Source organism: Streptomyces sp. NPDC059010, from assembly GCF_042740355.1.
GTDB lineage: Bacteria > Actinomycetota > Actinomycetes > Streptomycetales > Streptomycetaceae > Streptomyces.
This window is the reverse complement of sequence record NZ_JBHYJA010000039.1, coordinates 28,117-47,918: the sequence shown is the minus strand read 5'-3', so window position 1 is coordinate 47,918 and position 19,802 is coordinate 28,117. Positions and strand designations below refer to the sequence as shown.

The window sequence follows — 19,802 nt, the reverse complement described above, 5'->3', positions numbered from 1 at the left end:
CCGAGGTTGCCCTCGGTGCCGACCTCGCGGGCGACGCGGGTGACCTCGTCGGCGAAGGCGGAGAGCTGGTCCACCATCGTGTTGATGGTCGACTTCAGCTCCAGGATCTCGCCCTTCGCCTCCACCGTGATCTTCTTGCCGAGGTCGCCCTGGGCCACGGCCGTGGAGACGAGGGCGATGTTGCGGACCTGCGAAGTGAGGTTGTCCGCCATGAAGTTGACGTTGTCGGTGAGGTCTTTCCACACGCCGCTGACGCCCCGCACCTGGGCGCGCCCGCCGAGGTTGCCCTCGGTGCCGACCTCGCGGGCGACGCGGGTGACCTCGTCGGCGAAGGCGGAGAGCTGGTCCACCATCGTGTTGATGGTCGACTTGAGTTCGAGGATCTCGCCCTGGGCGTCGACGGTGATCTTCTGACTCAGGTCGCCGTTGGCCACGGCGGTGGTGACCTGGGCGATGTTGCGGACCTGGGAAGTCAGGTTCGACGCCATGAAGTTGACGTTGTCGGTGAGGTCTTTCCACACGCCGCTGACACCCCGCACCTGCGCGCGCCCGCCCAGCTGCCCTTCCGTACCCACCTCGCGGGCGACGCGGGTGACCTCGTCGGCGAAGGCGGAGAGCTGGTCCACCATCGTGTTGACGGTCAGCTTGAGTTCGAGCAGCTCGCCGGTCGCCTCGACGGTGACCGTGCGGGTCAGGTCGCCGCGGGCCACGGCCGTGGTCACCAGGGCGATGTCGCGCACCTGGGCGGTCAGCCGGGACGCCATCGTGTTGACCGCCTCGGTCACATCCCGCCAACTGCCGGACAGCCCCTGCACCTTGGCCCGGCCGCCGAGCCGGCCCTCGGTGCCGACCTCGCGGGCGACCCGGGTGACCTCGCCGGTGAACAGGGAGAGCTGGTCGACCATCTTGTTCACGGCCCGGCCCAGACGGCGCAGGTCGCCGCGTAACTGGCGGGTGCCGTCGTGCAGATCGACGCGCTGGGTCAGGTCGCCGCCCGCCACCGCGTCCAGGACCCGCGTCGCGTTCGCCGCCGGGGCCACCAGGGAGTCCAGCAGATGGTTGACGTCGTTGACCCGGGCCATCCAGCCGCCCTGACCCGGGCTGGCCGACAGCCGCTCGTCGAGGCGGCCGTGGCGCACCAACTCGCGTTTGACCCGCTGCACTTCACTGTTGAAGTGCGTGCTGCGGTCCATGATCTGGTTGTAGACCGCCGTCAGCTCAGCGACCACTCCCTCCCCGGTGTCCGGGAGCCTGCGGAAGTCGCCGTCGCGCGCCGCGGTCATCGCGGCGAGCAGAGGGCGCAGTTCCGATGCTCGAATTTGACCGTCTTTCTGTCCGTCTTCGAGCACACGCGTAGCACGGTTCTCACTCATGGCGGCCCACTTCGGTAACTCGGTGCTTATGGGCGTGGCCAGTCTGTCACTCTGTCGGCGTCGACCGAGGCGTATTCGTCCGAACCGTTCGGGGAGCTGTCCATGGGGGCCATTCCGGTGCAACGGGTGACCGTTACCCGTGCCTCTGATGCGCCTGCGCACGGGGGCGCACGCCCGCGCGCGGACCACGACGCCCGCCCGCGTCCCGAAACCCGCACCACCCTCCCCGGCAGCCCTCTCTCCCCGGGCTCCGCCCGCTCCCTCGTGCGCTCCGCCCTCACCGAATGGGCCGCCTCCGGGCTCCCCGGCGCCGAATGTCTCAGTGACCGTCTCATCGACGACGCCGTCGTGGCCGTCAGCGAACTCGTCACCAACGCCGTCGTGCACGCCGGTACCGACGTCGAGCTCACCTGCCGGCTGGAGGAGGACACCGGCGCCCTCCTCGTCGAGGTCCTGGACCACCATCCCTCGCGCGCCCCGCGCGGCGGCGAGGTCGAGTCGCCGTACGAGACCCCGGAGTACGGCCGCGGACTGCGGCTGGTGTCCCGGCTCGCCGAGTCCTGGGGCGTCACCTACCGCACCGGGGCCAAGATCGTGTGGGCGCGGCTGCCCGCCGAGGATCCCCTGGCGTCCAGGGACGACATCGAGGCGTACGCCGAAGAGCAGGCGCTGGAGCGGGGGTTGCGGGTCGCGGAGATCCTCGCACCGGAGCCGCCGGCCCAGCTTCCGGCCGCCCCTTCGCCCTCCGCCCCACTGGCTGTTTCGCTCGATCGTGGGGATCCCGCGGCTTCATACGATCAGGGGGAGTCTCCCGGCCAGGGGAAAACTCCGGCTTCGATCGGCGCGGCGGCGCCCACGGCCCCGGTCGGGCACGGGGATTCCGAGGAACCGGGGCATCGGCCGGTGTACCAGGACTACGCGGACTACGCGGACCACTCGAACTACTCGGCGTATCCCCGCCGCCCCGAGCGGGAGCGGGACTGGCTCAACCGGGGTGCCCTGTCCTTCCTCGCCGAGGCCTCCGACCTGCTCGCCGGGCAGCTCGACGAGAACCTGGTCGCCGCGCTCGCCGGCCAGCTGATCGTGCCGCGGCTGGCGGACTGGTGCGCGGTGTGGCTGGAGGACGAGGTCGCCGGGCGCTGGGGGTACCCGCGCTCCGGCGAGGCCGGCGGCGGGGGAAGCCGTCCGGTGGACGGCACCGCCGGCGCCGGGCCGAGGCTCGCCCGTGTCTGGCACGGCTCCGAGAACCTCATCGAGGAACTCCGCCACGCCCTGGAGAAGGAGCCGCCGCAGTCGGCCGACAGCCACCGCACCGGTCCCGTCCCCTACCCCTGGCCGCCCGGTGTGGCGCTCGGCGAGCGCGGGCTGCACGGCACGGCGCTCGCGTACCGCCTGATCGCCGGCGGCCACCCGCTGGGCACGCTGGTCATCGGCCGGGCCGGCCTCAACCGCTTCCCCGACGAGGTCACCGGGCTGGTGGAGGACCTCAGCCGCAGGGTGGCCCTCGCCATCGGCGCGGCCCGCCAGTACGCCCGGCAGGCCACCATCAGCCGGGTCCTGCAGCGCGGGCTGCTGCCCGGCGCGGTCGCGGAGATCCCCGGAGTGGCCAGCGCGCTGGTGTACGAGCCGTGCGACAAGGGCGGCCCGAGCGGCGACTTCTACGACCTGTTCCCGGCCGGCGACGGCCGCTGGTGCTTCGCCATCGGCGACGTCCAGGGCAAGGGCCCCGAGGCGGCCGTCGTGATCGGTATCGCACGCCCCTGGCTGCGGCTCCTCGCCCGCGAGGGCTACCGGGTCGCCGACGTCCTCGACCGCCTCAACCAGCTCCTCCTGGACGACGCCACGGAGGCCGCCGACGCCGCCGCCCGCGCCCTGGTCGGCCCGGTCGCCCCCGGTGACGGCCCGCAGACCCCCCGGTTCCTGTCCCTGCTGTACGGCGAGCTCACGCCCGTCGACGGCGGCCTGCGCTGCACCCTCGCCTCCGCCGGACACCCGCTGCCGCTGCTGCTGGGCACGGACGGCGAGGTGCATACGGCCGCGCAGCCGCAGACCATCCTCGGGGTCGTCGAGGACGCGACGTACACCAGCGAGACCTTCGAGCTGCGCTCCGGCGACACGCTGCTGTGCGTGACCGACGGGGTGACCGAGCGGCGCAGCGGCACCCGCCAGTTCGACGACGGCGACGGCCTCGCGAACGCGCTCGCCGGGTGCGCGGGGCTGAACGCCCAGCTGATCGCGGAACGCATCCGCAGGCTGGTGCACGAGTTCGGCGGGCGCCCGCCGGAGGACGATCTGGCGCTGCTGGTGCTGCAGGCCGAGTAGCGGTCCCGGGCGGCCTTCCGAGGCGCACGCGCGCGTGCTGGACAATAGAACCCATGCCTTCTGCACTCCCCGACGGCGAGCCCGTCCCCGACGACGGCGCTCTCCCCGCGCCCGCGCTCGCCGGGTCCGCCGACCGCCCCCTCGGCTTCTACCTGCACGTCCCGTACTGCGCGACCCGCTGCGGCTACTGCGACTTCAACACCTACACGGCGACCGAGCTGCGCGGCACGGGCGGAGTGCTGGCGTCCCGCGACAACTACGCCGAGACGCTGACCGACGAGATCCGCCTGGCCCGCAAGATCCTCGGCGACGACCCGCGCGAGGTCCGCACCGTCTTCGTGGGCGGCGGTACGCCGACGCTGCTGGCCGCCGGTGATCTCGTACGGATGCTGGGGGCGATCCGTGACGAGTTCGGACTGGCGCCGGACGCGGAGATCACGACCGAGGCGAACCCGGAGTCGGTCGACCCGGCATATCTGGCCACGCTCCGCGAGGGCGGCTTCAACCGGATCTCCTTCGGCATGCAGAGCGCGCAACAGCATGTGCTGCGGATCCTGGACCGCACACACACCCCCGGCCGCCCCGAGGCCTGCGTCGCGGAGGCCCGCGCGGCGGGCTTCGAGCACGTGAACCTGGACCTGATCTACGGCACCCCCGGCGAGTCGGACGACGACTGGCGAGCCTCGCTGGAGGCGGCGATCGGTGCCGGGCCGGACCATGTGTCGGCGTACGCCCTGATCGTCGAGGAGGGCACCCAGCTGGCCCGCCGCATCCGCCGGGGCGAGGTCCCGATGACGGACGACGACGTCCACGCCGACCGCTACCTGATCGCGGAGTCGGTCCTCTCGGAGGCGGGCTTCGACTGGTACGAGGTCTCCAACTGGGCGACCTCGCAGGCCGCCCGCTGCCTGCACAACGAGCTGTACTGGCGGGGCGCCGACTGGTGGGGCGCGGGGCCGGGAGCGCACTCGCACGTCGGCGGGGTCCGCTGGTGGAACGTGAAGCATCCGGGCGCCTATGCGGCGGCCCTGGCGGCTGGGCGGTCGCCGGGGGCCGGGCGCGAGCTGCTGTCGGAGGAGGACCGCAGGGTCGAGCGGATCCTGCTGGAGCTGCGGCTTCGCGAGGGGGCGCCGCTGGAGCTGCTGCGGGAGCAGGGGCTTGCGGCGTCGCGCCGGGCCTTGGCGGAAGGGCTGCTTCAGGAGGGGCCGTACGGGGAGGGACGTGCGGTGCTGACGCTTCGGGGGCGGTTGCTGGCCGATGCGGTGGTCAGGGATTTGGTGGACTGATCACTCGGGGGAGTGAATCGACACCACCGGATCCGGCACCTTCACCCGGACTCGGCACCTCCACCGACGTCAAGCCCCACCGCCACCCGTGACAAAGTCGATCAGCTCCTCCACCCGCCCCAGCAACTCCGGCTCAAGGTCCTTGTAAGACCCCACCCGCTTCAGGATCGCCTGCCACACCGCCCCGGTGTTCTCCGACGGCCATCCCAGCGCCCGGCACACCCCCGTCTTCCAGTCCTGCCCGTGCGGCACCCTGGGCCACCCCGCGATTCCCAGCGACGACGGCTTCACCGCCTCCCAGATGTCGATGTACGGGTGGCCCACCACGAGGGCGTGCTCGCTCGTCACCGACTCGGCGATGCGCCACTCCTTCGTCCCCGGCACCAGATGGTCGACCAGCACCCCCAGCCGCGCGTCCGGCCCGGGTGCGAAATCGGCCACGATCGACGGCAGGTCGTCGACGCCCTCCAGGTACTCCACGACCACGCCCTCGATGCGCAGGTCGTCACCCCACACCTTCTCGACCAGCTCGGCGTCGTGCCGGCCCTCCACGTAGATACGGCCGGCGCGGGCCACGCGCGCGCGGGCGCCGGGGACGGCGACCGAACCGGATGCCGTACGGCTGGGGCGTGCCGGAGCCGCACCGGAAGGCCGTACGAGCGTCACCGCCTTGCCCTCCAGCAGGAAACCGCGCGGCTCCAGCGGGAACACGCGGTGCTTGCCGAAGCGGTCCTCCAAGGTGACCGTGCCCGCCTCGCAGCGGATCACCGCGCCGCAGAAACCCGTGCCCGGCTCCTCCACCACCAGGCCCGGCTCCGCCGGGACCTCGGGGACGGGCTTGGGCTTCTTCCAGGGCGGTGTCAGGTCCGGGGAGTACTGGCGCATTCGGATGACGATAGGAGAAGCGCCCCGGTCGACGAGCACAGTTCAACGCGACACGCCGAAGCGGGCCGCCAGGGCGTCTCGCTGGCGCCGCACGAACTCCGCGTCCACCACCGCTCCGTGACCGGGCACATACAGCGCGTCCGCACCGCCCAGGTCCAGCAGGCGGTCCAGGGCGGCCGGCCAGTGCGACGGTACGGCGTCGGGGCCGGCCTGGGGTTCGCCGGACTCCTCGACCAGATCGCCGCAGAAGACCACCTCCCGATCGCCGGAGAGCCCGCCCGGCACGAGCACGACCAGATCGTGCGCGGTGTGGGCCGGGCCCACGTTCGCCAGCAGGACCTGGCGGCCGCCGCCCAGGTCGAGGGTCCATTCGCCGCTGACCTGGTGGTGGGGGTGGATCAGCGCGTCCGCCGCCTCCTCCGCCGCGGCCGGGTCCAGGCCGTTGCGGACCGCGTCCGCGCGCAGCTCCTCGCGCGCGTGCCGCCCGTCGAGCACCGTGTCCATGCCCACCGGGCCGTACACCTGCGCACCCGCGAACGCCGCGGCCCCGAAGACATGGTCGAAGTGGGGGTGGGTCAGCGCGAGATGAGTCACACGATGACCCGCGAGCCACTGCGCCTGCGTACGCAGCCGTGCGCCCTCCGCAAGGCTTGACCCGGCGTCGACGATCAGTGCGGCCCCGTCCCCGACGACCAGCCCTGCCGTGCAGTCCCACACCGGAAGCCGGCACCGCCCGACCCCGGCGGCCAACCGCTCCCACCCCGCCTCTTCCCAAGTCACCGTCATACCGCGACGCTAACCAAGACACCACTGTCAGGCACGGCGGTGCGGGACCGGCCTTGCCGGGGGCGTACCCCACAGCCGTACACTGGGCCGGGGACGGCTGGCACTCGGATGGACAGAGTGCCAGGCGAGACGTCAAGGGGAACGACTTCTGGAGGTGTGCGCGAGTTGCTGAGTGAACGCAGGCTCCAGGTATTGCGCGCCATCGTCCAGGACTATGTCGGGACCGAGGAGCCGGTGGGGTCGAAGGCCCTGACCGAGCGGCACAGCCTGGGCGTCTCCCCGGCGACCGTCCGCAACGACATGGCGGCCCTGGAGGACGAGGGGTACATCGCCCAGCCGCACACCAGCGCCGGTCGCATCCCGACCGACAAGGGCTACCGGCTGTTCGTCGACAAGCTCGCCGGCGTCAAGCCGATGAGCCCGCCCGAGCGGCGCGCGATCCAGAACTTCCTCGACGGCGCCGTAGATCTCGATGACGTCGTGGCGCGGACCGTGCGACTGCTCGCGCAGCTCACCCGGCAGGTCGCCGTCGTGCAGTACCCGTCGCTGACCCGGTCCACCGTCCGGCATGTCGAGCTGCTCTCGCTCGCACCCGCGCGCGTGATGCTCGTGCTGATCACGGACACCGGGCGGGTCGAGCAGCGGATGGTCGACTGCCCGGCGCCCTTCGGGGAAGCCTCGCTCGCGGATCTACGCGCGCGGCTCAACAGCCGGGTCGCGGGGCGGCGCTTCACCGATGTGCCACGGCTGGTCGAGGACCTCCCCGAGGCCTTCGACCTGGAGGACCGCGGCACCGTCTCGACCGTGCTCTCCACCCTCCTGGAGACACTCGTCGAGGAGAACGAGGAGCGGCTGATGATCGGCGGCACCGCCAATCTCACCCGCTTCGGACATGACTTCCCCCTCACCATCCGGCCCGTCCTGGAGGCGCTTGAGGAGCAGGTCGTGCTCCTCAAGTTGCTGGGCGAGGCCGGGGATTCGGGCATGACCGTACGCATCGGTCATGAGAACGCCTATGAGGGACTCAACTCCACTTCCGTGGTGTCGGTCGGCTACGGTTCGGGCGGCGAGGCAGTAGCCAAGCTCGGCGTGGTCGGACCGACCCGCATGGATTACCCGGGAACGATGGGAGCGGTACGCGCAGTGGCACGTTACGTCGGACAGATCCTGGCGGAGTCGTAAGTGGCCACGGACTACTACGCCGTGCTCGGCGTGCGTCGCGACGCGTCGCAGGAAGAGATCAAGAAGGCCTTCCGGCGGCTCGCCCGCGAGCTGCACCCGGACGTCAACCCGGATCCGAAGACCCAGGAGCGGTTCAAGGAGATCAACGCCGCTTACGAGGTGCTGTCGGACCCGCAGAAGAAGCAGGTCTACGACCTCGGCGGCGACCCGCTGTCCCAGGCGGGCGGCGCGGGCGCGGGCGGCTTCGGCGCCGGAGGCTTCGGCAACTTCTCGGACATCATGGACGCGTTCTTCGGTACGGCGTCCCAGCGGGGTCCGCGGTCGCGTACGCGGCGGGGCCAGGACGCGATGATCCGGCTGGAGGTCGAGCTCGACGAGGCCGCCTTCGGTACGACCAAGGACATCCAGGTCGACACGGCCGTCGTCTGCAACACCTGTAACGGCGAGGGGGCCGCTCCCGGCACCTCCGCGCAGACGTGTGACATGTGCCGCGGACGGGGTGAGGTCTCGCAGGTCACCCGGTCGTTCCTGGGCCAGGTCATGACCTCGCGGCCGTGTCCGCAGTGCCAGGGCTTCGGGACCGTGGTGCCCACGCCGTGCCCGGAGTGCGCCGGGGACGGGCGGGTGCGGTCGCGCCGGACGCTGACCGTGAAGATCCCGGCCGGTGTCGACAACGGCACGCGGATCCAGCTCGCGGGTGAGGGCGAGGTCGGGCCGGGCGGCGGCCCCGCCGGAGACCTCTACGTCGAGATCCACGAACTTCCGCACTCGACCTTCCAGCGGCGCGGCGACGACCTGCACTGCACGGTCACCATCCCGATGACCGCGGCGGCCCTCGGCACCAAGGTTCCGCTGGAGACGCTGGACGGCATGGAGGATGTCGACATCCGGCCCGGCACCCAGTCCGGCCAGTCGATCCCGCTGCACGGACGCGGCGTGACCCATCTCCGCGGTGGCGGCAGGGGCGATCTCATCGTCCATGTCGAGGTCCAGACCCCGAGCAAGCTCGATCCGGAGCAGGAGCGGCTGCTGCGGGAGCTGGCCAAGCTGCGCGGTGAGGAGCGGCCTCAGGGGCAGTTCCAGCCCGGGCAGCAGGGGTTGTTCTCGCGGTTGAAGGACGCGTTCAACGGGCGCTGACCCCGGTCGGGAAGCGCGGGTCCGCGGTAAGGGCGGACCCGATTCGGACTTGTTCGGGGGACGTGACAACATGCCGTCATGTCCTCCGCACTGACCGATCTCTTCCCTCATCCGATCGTGCAGGCCCCCATGGCGGGCGGCGTCTCCGTGCCGCACCTCGCCGCCGCCGTGGCCGAGGCCGGCGGGCTGGGGTTTCTTGCCGCCGGGTACAAAACCGCCGACGGGATGTACCAGGAGATCAAGCAGCTGCGGGGCCTGACCGGGCGTCCCTTCGGGGTCAACCTCTTCATGCCGCAGCCCGAGTACGCCGACGCGGCCGCCGTCGATGTCTACGCCCATCAGCTCGCCGGCGAGGCCGCCTGGTACGACACCGAGCTGGGCGACCCGGACAGCGGGCGGGACGACGGCTACGAGGCCAAGCTCGCCGTGCTGCTCGACAACCCGGTGCCCGTCGTCTCCTTCCACTTCGGTGTGCCCAGCGGCGATGTGCTGGAGTCGCTGCGCCGCGCCGGCACCGTCACCCTCGTCACCGCCACCACCGCGGACGAGGCCCTCGCCGTGGAGCGGGCCGGTGCCGACGCCGTGATCGTGCAGGGCGTCGAGGCGGGGGGCCACCAGGGCACCCACCGCGACAACCCCGAGACCGACGGCACCGGCATCGGACTGCTGTCGCTGCTCGCCCAGGTCCGGGAGACCGTGAGCCTGCCCCTCGTCGCCGCCGGCGGCATCATGCGCGGCAGCCAGATCGCCGCCGTCCTCGCGGCCGGTGCCAGTGCCGCACAGCTCGGCACCGCCTTCCTCGCCACCCCGGAGTCCGGCGCCAACGCCCTGCACAAGCAGGCGCTGACCAACCCCCTGTTCGTCCGCACCGAGTTGACCCGCGCCTTCTCCGGGCGGCCCGCCCGCGGCCTGGTCAACCGCTTCCTGCGCGAGCACGGGCCGTACGCCCCCGCCGCCTACCCCGAGGTCCACCACCTCACCTCGCCGCTGCGCAAGAAGGCCGCCTCGTCGGGCGACGCGCAGGGCATGGCGCTGTGGGCCGGGCAGGGGCACCGGATGGCCCGTGAACTCTCGGCAGGGCAGCTCGTGGAGGTTCTGGTCGCCGAACTCGACGCCGCCAGGACAGCGTTGTCGGCCAAGGGCGAGATCCGATGACCGCGCCGGTGTTCGTCGTCGAGCACTTCCGCGCGGGCGGCGCCGGACAGTATGTCCTCGACGGCCCCGAAGGGCGCCACGCGGTGTCCGTGAAGCGGCTCCAGCCGGGTGAGGAGGTCGTGCTCACCGACGGCGCGGGACGCTACGCCGTGTGCGACGTGGTCGGCACCGAGGGCAAGGACCGGCTCATCGTCCATATGACCGGGGTGGCCGAGGAGCCGGAGCCGACGCCTCGCATCACGGTCGTCCAGGCCCTGCCCAAGGGCGACCGGGGCGAGCTGGCCGTGGAGACCATGACCGAGGTCGGCGTCGACGCCATCGTGCCCTGGCAGGCCGCCCGTTGCATCACCCAGTGGAAAGGCGACCGCGGCCTGAAGGCGCTCGGCAAGTGGCGGGCCACTGCCCGCGAGGCCGGCAAGCAGTCCCGCCGGGTCCGCTTCCCCGAGGTCGCCGACGCCGCGACGACCAAGCAGGTCGCCGCACTTCTCGCCGAAGCCGACCTCGCCGCCGTACTCCACTCCGACTTCGAGTACGGCAGTGAACCGCTCGCCACCGTCGAACTCCCCGCCGAGGGCCGGATCGTGCTGGTCGTCGGCCCCGAGGGCGGCGTCTCCAAGGACGAGCTGGCGCTCTTCCACGAGGCGGGTGCGAAGGCGTGTGTGCTGGGGCCCAGTGTGCTGCGCACCTCGACGGCCGGAACCGCGGCCGCGGCCCTGCTCCTGGGGCGCACCGGCCGCTGGTCCTGACACCGAGGGGGACTGTATGGAACTCGCCCAAGTCCGGCTCCTCGTCACCGACTTCGCCGCCTGCTACCGGTTCTACAGCCACGTCCTCGGCCTCAAGCCGCAGTCGGGCGCGGTGAACGGGCCGTACGAGAAGTTCAGTCCCGCCGTCGGCTCGGCGGGCATCGCCCTCCAGGACCGGGGCATGATGGCCGAGGTCCTCGGCGAACTCGGGGACACCGCCACCGGTCATCGCTCGCTCGTGGTGCTGCGCGTCGACGACCTGGACGCCTACTGCGCCCGGATCACCGAGCGCGGCGCGACCCTGCTGCACGGTCCCGCCCCGATGACCGACCGCATGCGCGTCGCCCACCTCAAGGACCCGGAGGGCAACCTGGTGGAGCTGCAGGAGTGGCTGCTGCTGCGCTCCTGACGTCGACCGTCGCGGCGACCGCGGGGAACAGCTCCCAGCCGTCCAGCTCCCCGCCGCCCCGCAGCAGCCCGCGCGCCCGCGCCTCGTCGACAAAGGCCCGTACGACGCCGGGTTCACGGAGGTTGAGCAGGTTGCCGCGGCCGTCGGCGACGCAGCCCGAGTACCAGTGGCCTTCGGCGACAACGCGGCCCGAACCCGCCTCGCCCGAGCGGAAGACGATGCGCGCCCGGGCGCCGTCCAGGTACAGGCTGAGGACCTCCCGGCAGACGTCACCGTCCCGGTGCTTGTGCCGGACGCTCCAGAGGTACGTCGTGCGCTCGTCCACGACGAGCCTGCGCAGTCGGCGGTCGGATCGCATCCCGTCACGCTACGGCGCCGGGCACCGCCTGGTCTCCGGGTTTTCCGTCGGGATCAGCCGGACGTCCTCGCGGTGGACGGCGAAGGACTCCTGGACGGTGCCGTTTGTGCGGGCGGGGTCCCAGAGCCAGATCCAGTCGCCGGTGGTGCCGAAGGAGACCACCGGGTGGTCGGTCGGGATCGGGCCGTTGTCCACGGCCACCTCGCTCGCCGGGGCCACCGGGCGTACGCACATGAAGTGGCCGTAGATGCCGAAGTACGCGGGGGCTTCGGCGCCCCGGCGAGCCGCGTTCTCGGCGTCCCGGCCCGCCGCGCTCGCCGCCTGGCCGGTGCCCAGCGCGAACGCGCTCAGCGCGTAGACGACGACGATCAGGGTGGCCAGGACGATGGCGAAGAAGCGGTTGCTGGCGTCCCGGCCCAGATGGAAGTGGCGCAGCCAGCCGACGATCGCCACCAGGAACAGCGCACTGCCCAGGGCCATGCCCATCGGCTCGGCGGCCACCAGATAGGTGCCGAGGCGGGGTGCGGGCACCGCCTCCGCGCGGATGTCGAAGCGGTCCAGGTAGGCGTCGTGCATCTGCGCGCCCAGCCAGCCCACCATCGACCACAGCACCGGCACGGACAGCGGCACCAGCCACGCGGCGTGCCGGGTGAGGACGGTGCGGCGCAGCGCGAGGACCACACCCACGCCCGTGAACGCGCCGACCGCCAGCAGCAGCGCGCCCGCCCACAGCAGCCCGGGCCGGGTGTCCTGGCCGACCAGCGCCCCGAACGCGGCGAGTGCCGTGGTGCCGGCCACGCCCGCCGCCCACTGGACCGCCCGGCCGCGCGTCCGCGTCTCCTTCAGCGTCCGGCCCAGCGCCGGCGCCCCCGCCGGGCTGAGCAGCGCGGGCAGCAGCTTCCAGGCACCGTCGGCCCAGACGACGTACATCCCGCAGACCACGGCGAGGACGACACCGGCCAGCCCCGCCGACAGCCAGACCAGCCGGACCCGGCGCTCGTGCGGGGTCTCGTCGCGCGGCGGGTCCGCGTCCGAGTGGCCCGGCACCCGCAGGCCGTGCGCCTCGGGGTCGAAGGACCGGCCGCCCAGCGGACGCGCCGCCAGCTCGGCCGCGGCCTCCTCCTGGGAGCGCGGGCCCGCCGGTACGGTCACGGCACGCTGCTCGTCCGCCCCGCCCAGCCGGATCCACAGACGCCCCAGCGTCGGCAGCGCGCGATGCACGGTGTACGTCGTGCGGGCCGGCCGCTCGTGCTCGACCAGGGCCGCGTCCCGCACCCACACGCCCAACTCGGCCTGTCTGGCGAGCCGTTCCACCTCCAGGGTGGCCGTGCGCAGGGCGCCGAGACGGGCTCCGTGCAGCCGGACCTCCACGACGAGCGTGCCGCGGTGCGGCACGCCGGGTGCCGCCTCGGTGTCCCGCGCCGGACGCACCGCCCAGCCCCGCGCCTCGAACAGGGCCGTCACATACGCCACTTCGTCCGGATGGTCGACCACGTCGACGAGCATCCGCACCCGGCGCCGGCCCGGCGGCGCGGGCGGCCCGGCCGCCGGGTCCGTCAGCGCGTCCGCGCCGGTCCGTCCGGGGTCGTCCGGGGTGCGGGGCGCGGGCACGGGGCGGGCGGGGATCCGCGAGGGGGGCAACGGTCCTCCGGGCAGGGTCGGTTGAGCGGCCGGGGCGGCGACACTCGATTGTGACGTGCGAGAGCGGGGAGTGGCCGTATGCGCCCTACCGCGTCGGCCGGGACAGTGGCAGGCTGCCGTCCATGGGGGCATTCAGGAGGGTTTGGGCTCGCGCGGCGCGCGCGGAGCGAACGGCTCGCACGGCGCGCTCAGGTCGCACACGTCCCGCCGGTCGTGGTGCCGGTGCGGCACGGGTGGCGGGTGTGGCGGGTCTCGCCGTGGTCGCCGTCGGCGGGCTGGTCGCCTGCGATCCGGGCGGGCTGAGCAGTGCCACCGTGGCGTTCACGGTCGACCAGACGGTCACCGAGGAGCTGAACCGGCAGAACGCCGGGGTGCAGTGGCTCAACTGCACGGGCTCCTACGAGAACCCCGAGGGCGCTTCCGTCGCGCCCAGCGCCACCGAGAACACCGTGGTCAAGGTCGACTGCAAGGGTGAGACCAAGGACGGCAAGGACATCTCCGTCACCGGCCGGATCACCAAGGCGGTCAGCGGCGCCTGTGTGCAGGGCGACCTCGTCGCCAAGATCGACGGCAAGGAGTGGTTCCACGTGAACGCGCTGGGCAACTGCAACGCCGAGCCCTCGCCGGTCAATCCGGGCGGCGGCGGACAGCAGCCCGGGCCCACGGTCACGGTGACCGTCACCAAGACCGTCTACTGCAAGGAGCACCCGAACTGCTGGCCGGAAGGCAAGTGACCGCACCGGGACGGGAGTTGCGCAAGTGATCCAAAGAGCTGTCCCCGGACGCCGCCCCTGCTTATGGTGATCGGGTGACTCAGCCCGCGACGCCCGGACCGTCTTCGTATCTCCGGTATCCGCATCTGCACGGTGACCTGGTCGCCTTCACCGCCGAGGACGACGTGTGGCTCGCCCCGCTCGACGGCGGCCGGGCCTGGCGGGTCAGCGCCGACAACGTACCGGTCAGCCTGCCGCGCTTCTCGCCCGACGGGACGACCGTCGCCTGGACCTCCACCCGCGACGGCGCCCCCGAGGTGCACATCGCCCCGGTCGACGGCGGGCCCTCCAGGCGCCTCACCCACTGGGGCAGCCGGCAGACCCGGGTGCGCGGCTGGACCCCCGACGGCAAGGTCCTCGCGATCAGCACCCAGGGCCAGGCGGGCAGCCGCCGCACCTGGGCCCACGCCGTCCCGCTCGACGGCGGACCCGCCACGACCCTGCCGTACGGCCCTGTCGGTGACGTAGTGCACGGGCCGCGGCTCGTGCTCGCGTCCGCGCCGATGGGGCTGGAGGCGGCGCGCTGGAAGCGGTACCGGGGCGGTACGGCGGGCAAGCTGTGGATCGGCCCCGAAGGAGACCCCCGGGGCGAGGGGGACTTCGTACGGCTCCATGAGGAGCTGGACGGGAACATCGAGTACCCCATGTGGGTCGGTGAGCGGATCGCCTTCCTCTGCGACCACGAGGGCGTCGGCGCGGTGTACTCCTCCCTCGCCGACGGGTCCGACCTACGACGGCACACCCCCGTCGACGGCTTCTACGCCCGGCATGCCGCGAGCGACGGCAGCCGTGTCGTGTACGCCTGCGCCGGTGAACTGTGGCTCCTCGACGACCTCGACGGGGCCGAACCGCGCAGGCTCGACATCCGGCTCGGCGGGCAGCGCACCGACCGTCAGCCGTACCCGCTGAACGCCTCGCGCGCCTTCGGCGAGGCCGCACCCGACCACGCCGCGCGCGGCAGCGCGGTCGCCGTCCGCGGCGCCGTGCACTGGGTCACCCACCGCTCCGGTCCCGCCCGGGCACTCGCCGCCGAGCCCGGGGTACGGGCCCGCCTGCCGCGCACCTTCCGCACCGAGGGCGAGGACTGGGTGGTGTGGGTGACGGACGCGGAGGGCGACGACGCGCTGGAGTTCGCCCCCGCGACCGGACTGGCGCCCGGGGCCACCCCGCGCAGGCTGGCCGCCGGGCAGCTCGGGCGGGTCCTGGAGCTCGCCATGGCACCCGACGGAAGCCGGGCGGCGGTCGCCGCGCACGACGGGCGGCTGCTGCTCGTCGAGCGGGAGAGCGGCGAGGTCCGCGAGGTCGACCGCAGCGCGGACGGCGATGTCTCCGGGCTGGTCTTCTCGCCCGACTCGGCCTGGCTCGCCTGGTCCCACCCCGGCCCGCGCCCGCTGTGCCAGCTCAAGCTCGCCAACACCACCGACCTGTCGGTCTCCGAGGCGACGCCGCTGCGCTTCCAGGACTACGCGCCCGCGTTCACCCAGGACGGCAAGCACCTGGTGTTCCTGTCGACGCGGGCCTTCGACCCGGTCTACGACGAGCACGTCTTCGACCTCGCGTTCGTGGTCGGCTCCCGCCCCCACCTGATCACCCTGGCGGCCACCACCCCGTCCCCCTTCGGCCCGCAGCGCCACGGCCGCCCCTTCGACGCGCCCGACAAGGACGAGACGCCCGACAGCGAGGGCACCCCGACCACCCGCATCGACCTCGAAGGGCTCGCCGACCGGATCGTGCCGTTCCCGGTCGAGGCCGCCCGCTACACCAACCTGCGGGCCGCGAAGGACGGTGTGCTGTGGCTGCGCCACCCCGTGCGGGGCGCCCTCGGCTCGTCGCGGGCCACGCCGGACGACCCCGAGCCGAAGACCGAGATGGAGCGCTACGACCTCGGCCAGCGGCGCGTCGAGCATCTCGCCGACGACGCCGACCACTTCGAGGTCAGCGGCGACGGCAAGCGGGTGCTGCTGTGGACCGACGGGCGGCTCAAGGTCGTACCGAGCGACCGGCGGGCCTCCGGCGACGAGGACAGCGACTCGAACATCACCGTGGACCTGACACGGGTACGGCAGCGGGTCGACCCGGGGGCCGAGTGGCGGCAGATGTTCGACGAGACCGGCCGCATCATGCGGGACCACTTCTGGCGGCCGGACATGAGCGGCGTGGACTGGACGGGTGTACTGGACCGCTACCGCCCGCTGCTCGACCGGGTCGCCACCCATGACGACCTGGTCGACCTGCTGTGGGAGGTGCAGGGCGAACTGGGCACCTCGCACGCCTACGTCACACCGCGCGGCGGACACGGCGGCGGGGCCCGGCAGGGGCTGCTCGGCGCCGATATCTCCCGGCACGACGACGGGAGTTGGCGGATCGACCGGATCCTGCCGTCGGAGACCTCCGACCCAGAGGCCCGGGCGCCGCTGGCCGCGCCCGGCGTCGCGGTGCGCGCCGGAGACGCGATCGTGGCCGTCGCCGGGGTGGCCGTGGACCCGGTGACCGGGCCCGGCCCCCTGCTCGTCGGCACGGCGGGCAAGGCGGTGGAGCTGACGATCTCACCGGCCGGCGGCGGGGACGTACGGCACGCGGTGGTGATCCCCATCGCGGACGAGCAGCCCCTGCGCTACCACGCATGGGTCGCCGACCGGCGGGCGTACGTCCACGAGAAGTCCGGCGGACGGCTCGGCTACCTCCACGTCCCGGACATGCAGGCGCCCGGCTGGGCCCAGATCCACCGGGACCTGCGGGTCGAGGTGGCGCGCGAAGGGCTCGTCGTGGACGTCCGGGAGAACGGCGGCGGGCACACCTCCCAGCTGGTCGTGGAAAAGCTGGCACGGCGGATCGTGGGGTGGGAACTGCCGCGCGGGATGCGGCCGTACAGCTATCCCGAGGACGCGCCGCGCGGGCCCGTGGTGGCCGTCGCCAACGAGTTCTCCGGGTCCGACGGGGACATCGTCAACGCGGCCATCAAGGCGTTGGGGCTCGGGCCGGTCGTGGGCACCCGCACGTGGGGCGGCGTGATCGGGATCGACAGCCGGTACCGCCTGGTCGACGGCACGCTGATCACCCAGCCGAAGTACGCCATCTGGCTGGAAGGCCACGGCTGGGACGTGGAGAACCACGGCGTCGACCCGGACGTCGAGGTGGTCCAGCGCCCACAGGACTGGATGGCGGGCAAGGACGCCCAACTGGACGAGGCGGTCAGGATCGCGCTGGAGGGCCTGGAGACCAGTCCTGCCAAGACTCCGCCGGCTTTGCCGACCTGAAAGGGGCGCGGGGCCGTATCGATATGCGGCTCGCCGCGTGGGCGCGACCAGCCGCAGGTCACCCGCACCCGACGACGATACGATGCCCCCCGTAAACCAAACCGGACCGACCCCCGGAGGGGACATGTCAGGGGAACCGCAGGACGACTGCCTGTTCTGCAAGATCGCCGAAGGGCACGTCCCCGCGACGATCGTGCGGGAGACGGACACGACCGTCGCGTTCCGGGACATCAACCCCCAGGCACCCACCCACGTCCTGGTCATCCCCAAGGCGCACTACAAGGACGCCGCCACCCTCGCCACCGCCGCCCCGGCCCTCGCCGCGGACGTCCTGCGCGAGGCCCAGGCCGTCGCCGACGAGGACAAGCTGGAGAGCTACCGCATCGTCTTCAACACCGGTGCGGGCGCGGGCCAGACCGTCTGGCACGCCCACGCCCACATCCTCGGCGGCCGCGGCATGCAGTGGCCCCCCGGATAACGGAAGCAAGCCGAAGTCACCGTGTCCGTACGTGAATTGGTCGTCCTGGGGACGGCGAGCCAGGTCCCGACCCGGCACCGCAACCACAACGGGTATCTCCTGCGCTGGGACGGCGAGGGCATCCTCTTCGACCCGGGCGAGGGCACCCAGCGGCAGATGCTGCGTGCCGGCGTCGCCGCCCACGACCTGAACCGGATCTGTGTCACCCACTTCCACGGCGACCACTCCCTCGGGCTCGCGGGCGTGATCCAGCGGATCAACCTCGACAAGGTCCCGCACCCCGTCACCGCCCATTACCCGCGCTCCGGCCAGCGCTTCTTCGACCGGCTGCGCTACGCCACCGCCTACCGCGAGACCGTCGACCTCACCGAGGCCCCGGTCGGTGCCGACGGCGTCATCGCCGACACCGGTGGCTACGCACTGCACACGGCCCTCCTCTCGCACCCCGTCGAGTCCTACGGCTATCGCCTGGTCGAGCCCGACGGGCGCCGCATGCTGCCGGACCGGCTCGCCGCGCACGGCATCAAGGGGCCGGACGTCGGGCGGCTCCAGCGGGAGGGCGTGCTGGGCGGGGTCTCGCTGGACGAGGTGAGTGAGATCCGGCGCGGACAGCGGTTCGCCTTCGTCATGGACACCCGGCTGTGCGACGGGGTCTACACCCTCGCCGACGGCTGCGACATGCTCGTCATCGAGTCCACCTTCCTGGACGAGGACACCGGACTCGCCGTCGAGCACGGCCATCTGACCGCCGGTCAGGCCGCCCGCGTCGCGCGCGAGTGCGGCGTACGGCATCTCGTGCTCACCCACTTCAGCCAGCGCTACACCGAGCCGGACGACTTCGAGCGGCAGGCACGGGACGCCGGTTTCGACGGGGAGCTGACGGTCGCGCACGACCTGCTGCGGGTGCCGCTGCCGAAACGACGGTAATGCCGCCGTACGATGCTTCGATGCCCGTCCCGAAAGCAGAACTGCACCTCCACATCGAAGGCACCCTCGAACCGGAGCTCGCCTTCGAACTGGCCGCGCGCAACGGCGTCACCCTGCCGTACGGCGACACCGACGCACTGCGCAAGGCCTACCAGTTCGAGGATCTCCAGTCCTTCCTGAACCTGTACTACGAGCTCATGGCCGTCCTGCGCACCGAGCAGGACTTCGCCGACCTGGCCGATGCCTACCTCGCCCGTGCCGCCGCCCAGGGGGTGCGGCACGCGGAGATCTTCTTCGACCCGCAGGCGCACCTCGCGCGGGGCGTGGAGATGGGCACGGTCGTCGAGGGGCTGTGGCGGGCGCTCGCCCGCAGCGAGTCCGCGCACGGTGTCTCCACCCAGCTGATCCTGTGCTTCCTGCGCGACGAGTCGGCCGAGTCGGCCCTTCGGACGCTGGAGGCCGCGAGGCCGTACCTCGACCGGATCGTCGGCGTCGGGCTCGACTCCGCCGAGGTCGGGCACCCGCCGGTGAAGTTCCGCGAGGTGTACGAGGCCGCCGCCGCGCTGGGCCTCAGGCGGGTGGCGCACGCCGGGGAGGAGGGGCCGCCGGAGTACATCACCGAGGCCCTCGACGTGCTCGGCGTCGAGCGGATCGACCACGGGCTGCGGTGCATGGAGTCCCCGGAGCTGGTCGAGCGGCTGGTCCGGGACCGGGTTCCGCTGACCCTGTGCCCGCTGTCCAACGTCCGCCTGCGCACCGTCGACACCCTCGCGGACCACCCCCTCCCGGCCATGCTCGACGCCGGGCTGCTGTGCACGGTCAACTCCGACGACCCGGCCTACTTCGGCGGGTACGCGGGGGACAACTTCGCCGCCGTGCAGGAGACCCTCGGCCTGAGCGCGGACCGGCTCCGCGAGCTGGCCCGCAACTCCTTCCTCGCGTCCTTCCTGGAGCACGACGAGGAGAGGCGGGCGCGCTATCTCGCCGAGGTCGAGGCGTACGAGTTCCAGGCCGACAGGGCCTCCTAGGCCCGGGCGGCCGATGCCGCCGGCGCCCCCGCCGACGAGGCGGCCCCCACCGGGCGCGC

Annotated in this window: 17 protein-coding genes; 12 read left to right on the top strand and 5 right to left on the bottom strand. The window is 72.6% G+C overall.

From position 1 onward, the window contains the following. On the bottom strand, nucleotides 1–1,283 hold a 1,283-nt coding region (locus ACFWYS_RS33825), incomplete at its 3' end, for a HAMP domain-containing protein (protein ID WP_384777008.1). 192 nt (nucleotides 1,284–1,475) lie between these two features. On the opposite strand from ACFWYS_RS33825, the gene ACFWYS_RS33820 reads away from it, so the two are divergent. Continuing rightward, nucleotides 1,476–3,695 (top strand): SpoIIE family protein phosphatase, encoded by a 2,220-nt coding sequence (locus ACFWYS_RS33820; protein ID WP_384777005.1) that lies wholly within the window; start codon nucleotides 1,476–1,478, stop codon nucleotides 3,693–3,695. A gap of 53 nt (nucleotides 3,696–3,748) precedes the next feature. Continuing rightward, the gene (hemW, locus tag ACFWYS_RS33815) at nucleotides 3,749–4,981 is read left to right on the top strand and encodes a radical SAM family heme chaperone HemW (RefSeq protein ID WP_384777002.1); all 1,233 of its coding nucleotides are present in this window, start codon (nucleotides 3,749–3,751) and stop codon (nucleotides 4,979–4,981) included. A gap of 69 nt (nucleotides 4,982–5,050) precedes the next feature. On the opposite strand, the gene ACFWYS_RS33810 is transcribed toward hemW, so the two are convergent. Together ACFWYS_RS33810 and ACFWYS_RS33805 are read right to left on the bottom strand one after the other, a co-directional pair. Next, the gene (locus tag ACFWYS_RS33810) at nucleotides 5,051–5,866 is read right to left on the bottom strand and encodes a DUF3097 domain-containing protein (protein ID WP_384776999.1); all 816 of its coding nucleotides are present in this window, start codon (nucleotides 5,864–5,866) and stop codon (nucleotides 5,051–5,053) included. Nucleotides 5,867–5,908: 42 nt separating this feature from the next. Then, nucleotides 5,909–6,652 carry an MBL fold metallo-hydrolase gene (locus tag ACFWYS_RS33805; protein WP_384776996.1) on the bottom strand — a complete coding sequence of 248 codons (744 nt, stop codon included), beginning with the start codon at nucleotides 6,650–6,652 and terminating at the stop codon, nucleotides 5,909–5,911. Between the two features lie 165 nt (nucleotides 6,653–6,817). Between ACFWYS_RS33805 and hrcA the strand changes: the two genes are divergently transcribed. The 5 genes from hrcA to ACFWYS_RS33780 all read left to right on the top strand — a co-directional run bounded on the left by hrcA (nucleotide 6,818) and on the right by ACFWYS_RS33780 (nucleotide 11,281). After that, nucleotides 6,818–7,834: a heat-inducible transcriptional repressor HrcA gene (hrcA, locus tag ACFWYS_RS33800; RefSeq protein WP_384777119.1), complete on the top strand. Its 1,017-nt coding sequence runs from the start codon at nucleotides 6,818–6,820 to the stop codon at nucleotides 7,832–7,834. Further along, nucleotides 7,835–8,971, top strand: coding sequence for a molecular chaperone DnaJ (dnaJ, locus tag ACFWYS_RS33795; protein ID WP_384776993.1), 1,137 nt, complete (start codon nucleotides 7,835–7,837; stop codon nucleotides 8,969–8,971). A gap of 78 nt (nucleotides 8,972–9,049) precedes the next feature. Further along, entirely contained in the window at nucleotides 9,050–10,126 is a 1,077-nt protein-coding gene (locus ACFWYS_RS33790) for a nitronate monooxygenase (RefSeq protein WP_384776990.1), read from the top strand. After that, a complete protein-coding gene (locus ACFWYS_RS33785) occupies nucleotides 10,123–10,872 on the top strand; it encodes a 16S rRNA (uracil(1498)-N(3))-methyltransferase (RefSeq protein WP_384776987.1) in 750 nt (249 codons plus the stop codon). Before ACFWYS_RS33790 ends, ACFWYS_RS33785 begins: the two co-directional genes overlap by 4 nt. Nucleotides 10,873–10,888: 16 nt before the next feature. Continuing rightward, nucleotides 10,889–11,281 (top strand): VOC family protein, encoded by a 393-nt coding sequence (locus tag ACFWYS_RS33780; protein ID WP_384776984.1) that lies wholly within the window; start codon nucleotides 10,889–10,891, stop codon nucleotides 11,279–11,281. Here the strand turns inward: ACFWYS_RS33780 and ACFWYS_RS33775 are convergent. Beyond that, a complete protein-coding gene (locus ACFWYS_RS33775) occupies nucleotides 11,223–11,639 on the bottom strand; it encodes a hypothetical protein (RefSeq protein ID WP_384776982.1) in 417 nt (138 codons plus the stop codon). The genes ACFWYS_RS33780 and ACFWYS_RS33775 overlap by 59 nt on opposite strands. Nucleotides 11,640–11,648: 9 nt before the next feature. Continuing rightward, nucleotides 11,649–13,280, bottom strand: a complete 1,632-nt coding sequence (locus tag ACFWYS_RS33770) for a hypothetical protein (protein ID WP_384776979.1) — start codon at nucleotides 13,278–13,280, stop codon at nucleotides 11,649–11,651. Nucleotides 13,281–13,513: 233 nt separating this feature from the next. Between ACFWYS_RS33770 and ACFWYS_RS33765 the strand changes: the two genes are divergently transcribed. The 5 genes from ACFWYS_RS33765 to ACFWYS_RS33745 all read left to right on the top strand — a co-directional run bounded on the left by ACFWYS_RS33765 (nucleotide 13,514) and on the right by ACFWYS_RS33745 (nucleotide 19,743). Next, nucleotides 13,514–14,014 carry a hypothetical protein gene (locus tag ACFWYS_RS33765; protein ID WP_384776976.1) on the top strand — a complete coding sequence of 167 codons (501 nt, stop codon included), beginning with the start codon at nucleotides 13,514–13,516 and terminating at the stop codon, nucleotides 14,012–14,014. 74 nt (nucleotides 14,015–14,088) lie between these two features. Beyond that, on the top strand, nucleotides 14,089–17,310 hold the full coding sequence (locus ACFWYS_RS33760) for a S41 family peptidase (protein WP_384776973.1): 3,222 nt from the start codon (nucleotides 14,089–14,091) through the stop codon (nucleotides 17,308–17,310). A gap of 124 nt (nucleotides 17,311–17,434) precedes the next feature. Beyond that, nucleotides 17,435–17,788 (top strand): histidine triad nucleotide-binding protein, encoded by a 354-nt coding sequence (locus ACFWYS_RS33755; protein WP_272113135.1) that lies wholly within the window; start codon nucleotides 17,435–17,437, stop codon nucleotides 17,786–17,788. Between the two features lie 21 nt (nucleotides 17,789–17,809). Next, nucleotides 17,810–18,715: a ribonuclease Z gene (locus tag ACFWYS_RS33750; RefSeq protein ID WP_384776970.1), complete on the top strand. Its 906-nt coding sequence runs from the start codon at nucleotides 17,810–17,812 to the stop codon at nucleotides 18,713–18,715. Between the two features lie 20 nt (nucleotides 18,716–18,735). Further along, nucleotides 18,736–19,743 carry an adenosine deaminase gene (locus ACFWYS_RS33745; protein WP_384776967.1) on the top strand — a complete coding sequence of 336 codons (1,008 nt, stop codon included), beginning with the start codon at nucleotides 18,736–18,738 and terminating at the stop codon, nucleotides 19,741–19,743. Nucleotides 19,744–19,802 lie beyond the last annotated feature (59 nt).